Origin of the sequence: Subsaximicrobium wynnwilliamsii (assembly GCF_007997225.1) — a bacterium.
Taxonomy (GTDB): domain Bacteria; phylum Bacteroidota; class Bacteroidia; order Flavobacteriales; family Flavobacteriaceae; genus Psychroserpens; species Psychroserpens wynnwilliamsii.
Genome location: NZ_VORM01000017.1, coordinates 95,907 through 106,103 on the forward strand (window position 1 = coordinate 95,907; position 10,197 = coordinate 106,103).

9 protein-coding genes and 1 pseudogene are annotated in these 10,197 nt (G+C 36.4%); 3 read left to right on the top strand and 7 right to left on the bottom strand.

Going from position 1 to position 10,197, the window contains the following annotated elements:
* Nucleotides 1-42: 42 nt before the first annotated feature.
* Together ftsH and rsfS are read right to left on the bottom strand one after the other, a co-directional pair.
* A complete protein-coding gene (gene ftsH, locus ESY88_RS14260; RefSeq protein ID WP_147087429.1) occupies nucleotides 43-2,043 on the bottom strand; it encodes an ATP-dependent zinc metalloprotease FtsH in 2,001 nt (666 codons plus the stop codon).
* A 39-nt stretch (nucleotides 2,044-2,082) separates the two neighbouring features.
* Nucleotides 2,083-2,460 (bottom strand): ribosome silencing factor, encoded by a 378-nt coding sequence (rsfS, locus tag ESY88_RS14265; RefSeq protein WP_147087430.1) that lies wholly within the window; start codon nucleotides 2,458-2,460, stop codon nucleotides 2,083-2,085.
* Between the two features lie 96 nt (nucleotides 2,461-2,556).
* On the opposite strand from rsfS, the gene ESY88_RS14270 reads away from it, so the two are divergent.
* The gene (locus tag ESY88_RS14270) at nucleotides 2,557-3,288 is read left to right on the top strand and encodes a biotin--[acetyl-CoA-carboxylase] ligase (RefSeq protein WP_147087431.1); all 732 of its coding nucleotides are present in this window, start codon (nucleotides 2,557-2,559) and stop codon (nucleotides 3,286-3,288) included.
* On the opposite strand, the gene ESY88_RS14275 is transcribed toward ESY88_RS14270, so the two are convergent.
* Both ESY88_RS14275 and pyrE read right to left on the bottom strand, forming a co-directional pair.
* Complete coding sequence (locus ESY88_RS14275) at nucleotides 3,285-3,680, bottom strand: SRPBCC family protein (RefSeq protein WP_147087432.1); 396 nt, start codon at nucleotides 3,678-3,680, stop codon at nucleotides 3,285-3,287. The genes ESY88_RS14270 and ESY88_RS14275 overlap by 4 nt on opposite strands.
* 19 nt (nucleotides 3,681-3,699) lie before the next feature.
* Entirely contained in the window at nucleotides 3,700-4,344 is a 645-nt protein-coding gene (gene pyrE, locus ESY88_RS14280) for an orotate phosphoribosyltransferase (protein ID WP_147087433.1), read from the bottom strand.
* Between the two features lie 121 nt (nucleotides 4,345-4,465).
* Between pyrE and ESY88_RS14285 the strand changes: the two genes are divergently transcribed.
* On the top strand, nucleotides 4,466-5,047 hold the full coding sequence (locus ESY88_RS14285) for an NUDIX hydrolase (RefSeq protein ID WP_147087439.1): 582 nt from the start codon (nucleotides 4,466-4,468) through the stop codon (nucleotides 5,045-5,047).
* A 65-nt stretch (nucleotides 5,048-5,112) separates the two neighbouring features.
* Here ESY88_RS14285 and ESY88_RS14290 read toward each other — a convergent pair.
* Nucleotides 5,113-6,387: pseudogene (locus ESY88_RS14290) on the bottom strand (chloride channel protein).
* Nucleotides 6,388-7,047: 660 nt separating this feature from the next.
* On the opposite strand from ESY88_RS14290, the gene ESY88_RS14295 reads away from it, so the two are divergent.
* The gene (locus tag ESY88_RS14295) at nucleotides 7,048-7,560 is read left to right on the top strand and encodes a fasciclin domain-containing protein (protein WP_147087434.1); all 513 of its coding nucleotides are present in this window, start codon (nucleotides 7,048-7,050) and stop codon (nucleotides 7,558-7,560) included.
* A 297-nt stretch (nucleotides 7,561-7,857) separates the two neighbouring features.
* Here the strand turns inward: ESY88_RS14295 and ESY88_RS14300 are convergent, their stop codons facing one another.
* A complete protein-coding gene (locus ESY88_RS14300; protein ID WP_147087435.1) occupies nucleotides 7,858-8,895 on the bottom strand; it encodes a TlpA disulfide reductase family protein in 1,038 nt (345 codons plus the stop codon).
* A 225-nt stretch (nucleotides 8,896-9,120) separates the two neighbouring features.
* On the bottom strand, nucleotides 9,121-9,906 hold the full coding sequence (locus tag ESY88_RS14305; protein WP_147087436.1) for a hypothetical protein: 786 nt from the start codon (nucleotides 9,904-9,906) through the stop codon (nucleotides 9,121-9,123).
* Between the last annotated feature and the right edge of the window lie 291 nt (nucleotides 9,907-10,197).

Sequence of the window (10,197 nt, forward strand, 5' to 3'; positions counted from 1 at the left end):
TGCGATATTTTAAGTTTTTTATATGAAATTTAGATAATCTTGTTACTTATCGTCCTCAATCTTGATTTCCTCGCCTTTTACCTCTGCTCCAGTTGAAGCAGGAGTGTCTTCTGGCGTGATCAATTCTCTCTTCTCAAAAGGACGCTTGCCAAATATCTTTTCGAGATTGTCTTTAAAGATTACCTCTTTTTCAAGCAGAACTTCTGCTAGTTGCGTAAGCTTATCCTTGTTGTCTTCTAAAAGCGCGATAGCACGTCTATATTGTGTTTCAATGATATCTGATATCTCATTGTCAATAAGTTCTGAAGTTTTCTCACTGTATGGTTTTGAAAAATTATATTCAGACTGTCCCGAAGAATCGTAATAGGTTAGATTACCTACCTTTTCACTTAATCCATAGATGGTTACCATGGCTCTTGCCTGTTTGGTTACTTTCTCCAAGTCGCTCAAAGCGCCTGTTGATATTTTATCGAAAATAACTTTTTCAGCAGCTCTACCGCCAAGGGCGGCACACATTTCATCCAACATTTGTTCTGGTCTCACAATGAGTCGCTCTTCTGGCAAATACCATGCAGCGCCCAAAGATTGCCCTCTTGGTACGATGGTTACTTTAACTAAAGGTGCTGCGTGTTCCAGCATCCAACTCACTGTGGCGTGGCCAGCTTCGTGATAAGCAATGGCTTTCTTCTCGTCTTTAGTAATGATCTTGTTTTTCTTTTCAAGCCCACCAACGATACGGTCTACCGCATCCAAGAAATCTTGTTTATCTACTGCTTTCTTGCCATTACGGGCAGCGATCAATGCAGCTTCGTTACAAACGTTTGCAATATCGGCACCAGAGAAACCAGGTGTTTGTTTGGCCAAAAAGTCAATATCCAGTTTTTCAGATTGTTTGATAGGTCTTAAATGTACCTCAAAGATCTCTTTACGCTCGCGAACGTCGGGAAGATCTACGAAAATCTGTCTGTCAAAACGACCTGCGCGCATTAAAGCTTTATCCAAAACATCGGCACGGTTCGTCGCGGCTAAGACAATAACATTGGTATTGGTTCCAAAGCCATCCATCTCTGTCAATAATTGGTTGAGCGTATTTTCACGTTCATCATTAGAGCCTGACATATTACTCTTACCTCTAGCGCGACCAATGGCATCGATTTCGTCGATAAAGATAATGGAAGGTGATTTTTCCTTGGCTTGCTTGAAAAGGTCACGCACACGAGATGCGCCAACGCCTACGAACATTTCAACAAAATCTGATCCAGATAGTGAGAAAAAAGGAACTTTGGCTTCACCGGCTACTGCTTTTGCCAATAAGGTTTTTCCAGTACCAGGTTGGCCTACCAACAAAGCACCTTTAGGGATTTTACCACCTAAGGAGGTGTATTTTTCGGGAAATTTCAAGAAATCAACAATTTCCTGAACCTCTTCTTTAGCGCCTTCCAAGCCTGCAACATCTTTAAAGGACGTTTTTACATCAGTCTTTTCATCGAAAAGCTTGGCTTTTGATTTTCCTATATTGAAAAGCTGACCACCGGCACCGCCACCGCCGCCGCTTGACATGCGTCTCATGATAAAGATCCAAACACCAATAATCAATACGAATGGCAGTAAGGAGAAAATGAAATTACCCCAAACGTTTTCCTCCGTTTTAAAAGATACAGGGACGGTAAGATTGCTCTCGGCTTTGATTTTATTAATCTCCTCTTGAAATAATTTTAAATCACCAAACTCAAAACTATAATTGGCTTGAGGTGATACAGAAGGTAAAATATTATTAGGTTTGGTGCCCTTGTGAACTTCTTTGGCTAAAGCTTCTTTGACGAGATAAACCCGTGCCTCACGATTGTTGATGATGTTTACTTTTGCAACATCGCCATCCTTCATGAATTCAAAGAACTGGTTTGGATTGATTTGTTTAACGTCACTGCCGCTCAAACCGCCGGAGATCAATTGAAACCCTAAAAAAGCAGCTATAATAAAACCGTAGATCCAGTAAGGACTGAATTTTGGTTTTTTATTTAAATTGTTATTGTCTTTTGCCATACGTATATATCACGGTTGTGGTACTTATTTATTAATATGTTATTTTTGATAACTTGATTCAATAACGGTAGTCTTAGCGTCACCCCAAAGACTTTCAATATCGTAGTAGGTTCTAATTTGCTTCTGAAAAACATGTACTACCACATTGACATAATCCATCAACACCCATTCGGCATTGTCGCTACCTTCAACGTGCCAAGGGTTGTCTTTAAGCTCTTTGCTTACTTTTTTCTGAATGGAGTTCACAATGGCATTTACTTGAGTATTTGAGCTGCCTTCGCAAATGATAAAATAATCACAAACGGTATTTTCAATTTCTCTTAAGTCTAAAATTGTTATCTCTTTACCCTTTACATCTTCAATACCAGCAATAATGGTGGTTATAAGTTGATCTGGGCTTATATTTTTTTTAGCCATTAATTTGGTTTAATTTTGTGCAAAGTTATTGTTTTTTTGCGGTTTACAAGCGGTAAAAATTCATAAGATATCTATAATTTTTATCTGCTTTCTCGCATGAATATTATCAAACTTGATGCCATTGACTCCACAAATTCTTATTTACGGAATTTAAAGACCCAAGAATCACTAGAGAATTATACCGTGGTGGTTGCCAAAAAACAATCTCAAGGTCGAGGTCAAATGGGTACACAATGGCAATCTGAAGCTTCAAAAAATCTCACAGCGAGCATCTATGCTAAGGTTTCGTATTTGGAGATTCATCAGGCCTTTTATATTAGCATGGCCACTTCTTTAGCTTTGCTGAAGGTTTTGCGTGAATTTCATTTGAGGCAATTATATGTAAAATGGCCCAACGACATTTTGGCAGACAACCTGAAAATTGCAGGCATCTTAATTGAAAACAGCATTAAGAACACTTTAATGGAAACCACCATTATAGGTATTGGCCTAAATGTGAACCAAACCCAGTTTGGTGATTTATCACAAGCGACCTCATTAAAATCCATAACTGGTGTGGATCATGATTTAGATCAACTTTTAAAACGCCTGGCAGAGCAGGTAGTTGTTGAAATGAAGCGTCTTGAAACAGGTAAACTTGAAAATGTGAAAAAAGACTATGAAGCGGCACTCTTTAGAAAAGACAAACCTTCAACGTTTCAAACGCCTGATGGTCATCGTTTTTCCGGTTTTATCAAAGGGGTTTCAGATGTTGGATTGCTTCAGATTAGAGTTGAAGATAATATTCTAAAAACCTTCGATCTCAAAGACGTCAAGCTACTATTCTAGACTTCTTTAGGCAGATTGGTAGCTAAGGTCTCTAAAAATTTGTTGATGGGGCTTTTAATCATCATGCCCATCATCGCATTGAATTCGCCTTCAAACTTGAGTTGTACTTCACTGGAGTCTCCGGTAATCTCAAGAATTATGGCAGTTAATGAAAAATCCAATTTTCCGCCAGCAGCGCCTAGAATAATTTTATTGTAAGGGATGGCCTCTTTCTTTTTAAGCACAATTTCTGGCATGCCTTTAAGAGCGAAGAGGAATTTATCTTCTCCTAAAACTTCGAATTTGCTAATGTTTTCTGGCATTAGCTTCTCAAAGTTCTTGACATCGGATAAAAAATGATAGGTTTCTTCCGCAGACTTGGGTATGATTGTTTTTTTTGATTCTAATTTCATGGTAAGGTCTTGATATGAGTTATTTGGCAGTCCATTCACTGGGGTTAGCATTCCAGAGTGAAAGTATTTGCTGCTCTTTTTTATTGATATAAAGTGTTTCTTGGGCTTGCTCCAACAAATTATCATAGTTGCTCAAGCTGCGTAATTCTACATGCGCTTCTTCAAAGTTCTTTTCAGCAACCTCAAATCCGTAGGAGAAAATCGCAAGCATGCCTTTGACGTGTACATTGGCTTCCTTCAAAGCTCTTACAGCATTAAGACTGCTTTTGCCTGTACTTATCAAATCTTCAACAACAACCACATGTTGTCCAGACTCCAAAAATCCTTCGATCTGGTTCTGTCTCCCGTGCGATTTTGGTTCTGGTCGCACATATACAAAAGGGAGGCCTAAATACTCGGCAACCAAGATGCCTATGCCAATGGCGCCTGTGGCAACTCCAGCAATGACATCTACCTTTCCGTAGTGGGCCTCGATTTGCCTGGCCATGGTGGTGCGTATGTAATTTCTAATTGGCGGGTAGGAGAGTACAATTCTATTATCGCAATAAATTGGCGATTTCCAGCCAGAGGCCCAAGTGAAAGGGTCGTTGGGTTGAAGCTTTATGGCATTGACTTGCAATAAAAGCTCGGCTGTTTTTTTGGCGGTTTCTTTGTCAAAAATCATAAGACAAAACTACGGATTTTTAACTATATGGTTTTTTTTAAATTGAATAAATTTCAATTTAAAAATGGTTGGGAAGATTATAAAAATGATATTTTTACGGCATCAAGATAGAAAACCAACAATGCACAAGGTCTTTGTAAACGATAAACCCATAGTCTTAACCACCACGGTTGAAGAGGAAGATGGGTTTAAAAATTATCTGCTTTCAAGAGTCAGTATAGGTAAAGTGATCAAGGTTTTGAATAAAACCTCTCTCAAAGAAGTACGCCTTATAGGCAAGAAAGAAGAAAAACTGCTTAAAAAATTTCTCAAAAAATTGCCCAATGTAATTGCAGGTGGCGGCAAAGTTTACAATACTGAAGGCAAAATTCTCTTTATTTACCGCAATGACAAATGGGACCTTCCCAAAGGCAAAGCAGAACGTAAAGAAACCATTGAAGAAACCGCCCTTAGGGAGGTGGAGGAGGAGACAGGCGTAACAGGCCTTGAGATTGTGAGTCGCTTAGAATCCACCTATCATATTTTCAAACGCAACGGCAAGCACAAAATCAAAATTACCCACTGGTTTGAAATGAAAACAAATTTTGAAGGTGAATTGCAACCAGAGTTAAACGAAGGCATTACCCAGGTTAAATGGTTAACGGCGGAAGAGAGCCGAGACGCGCTGGAGAATAGTTATGCCAATATCCGGTCTCTTGTTTAACTGAAAAACATCAAACTACTTTATTATTTTTCTAAAAGCTTCGGATGTCTTTATTTTCTGAAGCATCATTCACTTTGCTTCTCCAATTGGGAACTTATAAATGGTATTCTTGGCGCTAGAAAATATCCTGTGAGGCTCGCAAATAAAATAGGGATGAAATAAGAAAACCCAGTTAGGGTCGCAAGTAAAATCGTTGTGCTCATGGGGGTTCTAGTCACACAGGCGTTGATGCCGGCCATGCAGCTAATAATTGCCAAGGTTAAGCTTGTGGCCGGGAAGATGTGATGAATAATCAAGCCTAAAGTTGCTCCAACAAAGAACAACGGAATGATGAACCCACCTCTCCAGCCCGATGTTACGGTAATGGCAATTGCGATGATTTTAAATAGGAGGATGAGCAACAAAAAATTGAGGCTGTATTCACCCGCAAGCAAGTCGTTTAATTGATAGTGGCTAAAGTATCTCGTAATAGGGAAATAATAGGGAATAATACCCAAAAGCACCCCGCCAATTAAAGTCTTGATGTAAATGGGGATAGGTCGTTTTTCAAACGCTAATTTAAAGAATTTTGTGCAGTGAATAAAGAACCATCCCACGGCAGTTGCGGCGATGGCAAAAGCTACGGCCATCAAAAAATCCAATACCCCCGAATATTCATAAGACGACAATTCCCATAGCGTACCGAGTCCCAGGTGAATGATTAAAGCGAACACCACCTAGCTAAAACTACTGGCCACCAGTGCAGGAATGATTGCTTTATAGTATTCAACGGCGTGTTTATGGTGTAAAATTTCCAAAGAGAATAAACTTCCGCCCAATGGCGCGCCAAACATTGCGGTAAAACCTGATGCCATCCCCGCAATGCTCATCGATCGTAATTGCTCGCCCTTCAGTCTAAACAATTTGCCAAACCAAGTGCCTGTAGAGCCAATTACCTGAACCAACGGCGCCTCAGGCCCCAAGCTTCATCCAGATGCAATACAAAGTAAAGAGGAGAGGATCATTGACGGATTATTCTTCGGGTCGAGTTTTCCCTTATTGAATCTAATGTTATTCACGATGAGGTGAATCTCTCCTGGATCGCCAATAAAGTGTATCACCAAACCAGCTAGAAGTCCGCAAATCGCCATGACAGGAATAACCAGCCAACCGGTAAAGGCTGCCAATTCATGAGTAAGGAACTCTAGAGCAATCCAATAGATGCCTGCTATGACCCCGCCAACCAATCCTAAAATCGCCCACAAAATAAACATTCGGGAAAACACGAATGGATTGAACCTAATGGGTTGATCGAGAATATTTGAATAGCTAATTAGCTTCCGTCTTCGTTTAAGTTTCAATTGCGAAAATCTGTTTTAATTGTAACAGTTATGAGATCAAAAGCTGATGTGTTAAAGAGGAGGGTTACAATTTAGAAACAAATATAATGTAAATGTATAGCCTATACCAAGTAGTTTATCTAGGAATTTAATATTAGTGAATTTTTAAGCGTGAGTTGAAAAAAGTGAATCGTTGTAACGCAAAATCCGTTGCTTCATCAGGTGTAAAGAGAATAGTATTTCAATCGTTTTGTAAATTTAAACAATGTGTTCTATCCTGTCTGGAATCCTTGAGTTACTGTAAACGCTATCCCAGGGCTATCAATGCCAGTAAGCGAACTAGCTTTTAAACTATGCAATTCTTCAGATGTTATGGATCAATTTATTTTGTTCCCCAGCCAGTTAATAAATTAAACATCTTCGTTGTATTTTCTTCAGCAAATATTCGGTTGAAACATTACGAAAAGTTTTAATAATCACAAATGGGATGTTTGAGATCTAGTATGTATCGTGTTTGTGGACAATGGGCAGTGCGAAAGACCCATTATTTGCAGAAGGGTTTGTTTCGTTACACCGAAAATTTAAGATTATTTTAGGATTTTCTGTTTAACATATTTAGTTAAAAGTTAAACAGAATAAAGTTTTAAGTTATATATTTGAAGAAATAAAAACTTATAAATTATGAAAAAATTAATCCTTATTTTGACTATTAGTATGTCTGTAGCACTTTCTAACACTGTTACCGCACAAGAAACAATTGTAGATGTTGCCGTTGGAAACGAAGATTTTTCGACCTTGGTAACTGCTTTAAAAGCTGCCGATTTAGTTGGAGCTTTGCAAGGTGATGGTCCCTTTACCGTTTTTGCTCCCACCAATGATGCTTTCGCTAAAATTGATTCAAAAACCTTAAATTCTTTGTTAGAGGAAAAAAATCAAAAAGCACTGGCAAACATCTTAACTTACCACGTAGTAGCTGGAAAATTAACAGCAAAAGACGTAACTGCTGCTTTAAAGAACGGCAATGGCACTGTTGAATTAGAAGCTTTAAATGGCGAAGAAATTACTGTAATGCAAAAAGATGGTAAAATTTGGTTGAAAGACTCAAAAGGAAATTATAGCGAAATTACTGCTACAGATGTCATGGGTAGCAATGGTGTAATCCATGTGATAGACACCGTTGTAATGCCTAAGTAATTAGGAGTTTATTTTAATAAAAATAAAGTCTCGATGGTTCGAGGCTTTTTTTTGTGCGATTTTTTCTCGCTGCTTAACATAACGCTTGAAATTGCACTAGGTGGTTATTTCGAGTTACGCCAATTTCAATCTTGCAGAAATTATATCCGGAGCTGTATTGTGGAACTTGTTTGAGTATGATTAGCTGTGCGTCTCAAGCACTAATTTAGCTAATAAAAACGAACTTGGGCATCCACGAGGATTTTCGGAAGAAGAACAAGCCAAGCAATTAATTATACGCGACTTACCACATGTATTTTATTTCAGAAGTTGGTCAATTTCCTTTTCAATTATATTTGCTCCTTCTGAAAAACCAACAAATGATTTAACTATAACTCCGTTTTGGTCGATTAAAAAACTATTCGGAATTGCAGTAACTGCATAATTTTTAACGTTTTCGCCTTTCATTCCTTTCAAGTCCGAAATACTCAACCAATTAATTTTATCGTCTTGACTTGATTTTCTCCACGATTTTTCATCAGTGTCAAGCGAATAACTAACAATAATAAAATCATCATTACTATACTTTTTAACTAATTCGGGAAATTCTTTTTTGTTTTGTAATCTGCAAGGATAACAACCTGCTGCCCAAAAATCCAACAAAATGACTTTACCTTTATAATCAGATAATTTATGTTGTTTACCATTCAAGTCTTTTCCAACAATATCTCTGAATTTATCTCCAGGTTTTATGTCAACTGTTTTAGCATAAGCCAACAATTCTTGACCTTTTGGTGAATTTGAATTTATAGAATCTAACTTTTTATGAAATAGTAATAAACTATCTTTTGAAACTTCTTTTTTCTTGTATAATAATTCGTTCAATGTCATTTGGTTATTGGCATTTGAAAAGAGAAAATCAATTTCTTTATCAACTTTATATCTCTTATCACTATTTATAGATATAGAATCGTATTTCGAATATAAATCTGTTTGATTTGAACCAGTTACTTTTGCATTAATAAAATCAGAGTAATCTCCTGAAATTGATATATTTTCATTTTCTAAAAAGAAAAATTTATATGGTTCTATATGCTTTTTGTTTTTGTCGTAAAATTCTAAATAGCAAAGCGATGGTAAATCTACTTTTCCAGAAAATTTGAAACGTTCATTTATCACAAAAGCAGAATCTATGTTTTTGTCAATATCTCTATTGTAAAGATATACTTTAGTGCTATCAAGGAAATTTTTTGCAGAAACTGTTAAATCAAAAGTTTCTCTTTTTGTTATTTCTCCATCTTTTTTGCAAGAAAATGTTATTGAAATTACTAATAATACTAAAAATATTCTTTTCATAATTGTGGTTTTTTTCAAATGGTGTAGAACGTTTGGTATATGAAAATTAGCGCTGAAAATAAGCGATAATTTTCGGATAAAACACAAGCCGAATTTTTAAATTTTACTAATTATTTTATTTTTGTGATTTTGTCAAATTTAAAAATTTGGCGACTTTCCAAAAATGCCCGAACCTTAATGTTAGCAATGACTCGCGCTATTTTTTATATACGTTGTAGTGCGTTTTTATTCTTCCATTATTATTGATTCAACTATTTTCCATTCCGAATCAAGTTTATTAAAAATATAATTTATTGTTATTCCTTCTGGTACATAGTATAGTTGAAGTCTTAATTTATCAATTATACAAGTCCAATCTCCTATTCCAATATATTCAGTTATCGATTTTCTTTTAATTTCTTCTTCGGAAAGAAACTTGACATTCGTGTCAAATTTCGTGATGCTTTCAATATTGTTTTTATTGATTACGCCAAACTCTTTAAAAATCAATGGTTTTCTGTTTGGGGATTTATCAATATGAAAGTATTGTTGTAATTCAGGTAAATCAATTGCCATTTGAACTATTTGCCTAATTTCCGGTATTGATAATTGTGTGTATTCAGTAACAAACAGCTTTAATAGTCCAATTGTAAATCCATTTCCATTAATTTTATCTGAGTAATTTATGGATATTTCTTTGTTTAAATTTTTTGAAAAAAGTTTATCAATCTCGCTTTTTGGAATTCTAAATTTGGAACGACTATTACTTTCATTTTTAAATGTTGCAATAATTTGATTATCGCATACTAGTTCAATTTTTCTATCAATAACTTCATTGTTGAAATCGTAAAAAACAGAAAGGACTAAGTTCTCGTATTTATCAGTTGAGTTGATTTTTGCAGTATATCTGTTTGAATCTAGAAAGTGACTTTTAAATAGTAATTCAGAGTCTTTATAAAGTTGCCAATTCGTAATTGTGTCCATTTTAACTTCTGCAAAAGTCAGATTTGTAAATCCGATTGCAAAAATCAATAGCAATATTTTTATTCGATTTCTCATTTTTCTCAAATGCACTACAACGCCCTTGAGTATGATTAGTTGCGTGTCTCAAGCGCTAATTTAGCAAATAAAAACGAACTAGCGAATCCACGAGGATTTTCGGAAGAAGAACAGGCCAAGCAATTAATTATACGCGATGTGTGTGCCCAGCATGGGCATCTTTATAACTACAGAAAAGTAGTTAATTAATCTAGAGGGTGCAAGTCCCTTATGGGCAGGGGTAACGCCTTGAACCATTAGTAAGCTGCAAGGTTGCTAGTTGTG

What these genes read in the sequence shown, in the direction of transcription:
- ESY88_RS14275 (WP_147087432.1), bottom strand. Translation starts at nt 3,680, where the DNA reads ATGAAATTAGAATCAAAAAAAACAATCATACCCAAGTCTGCGGAAGAA.
- rsfS (WP_147087430.1), bottom strand. Translation starts at nt 2,460, where the DNA reads ATGGCTAAAAAAAATATAAGCCCAGATCAACTTATAACCACCATTATT.
- ESY88_RS14300 (WP_147087435.1), bottom strand. Translation starts at nt 8,895, where the DNA reads ATGAAAAGAATATTTTTAGTATTATTAGTAATTTCAATAACATTTTCT.
- ESY88_RS14270 (WP_147087431.1), top strand. Translation starts at nt 2,557, where the DNA reads ATGAATATTATCAAACTTGATGCCATTGACTCCACAAATTCTTATTTA.
- ESY88_RS14295 (WP_147087434.1), top strand. Translation starts at nt 7,048, where the DNA reads ATGAAAAAATTAATCCTTATTTTGACTATTAGTATGTCTGTAGCACTT.
- ftsH (WP_147087429.1), bottom strand. Translation starts at nt 2,043, where the DNA reads ATGGCAAAAGACAATAACAATTTAAATAAAAAACCAAAATTCAGTCCT.
- ESY88_RS14285 (WP_147087439.1), top strand. Translation starts at nt 4,466, where the DNA reads ATGCACAAGGTCTTTGTAAACGATAAACCCATAGTCTTAACCACCACG.
- pyrE (WP_147087433.1), bottom strand. Translation starts at nt 4,344, where the DNA reads ATGATTTTTGACAAAGAAACCGCCAAAAAAACAGCCGAGCTTTTATTG.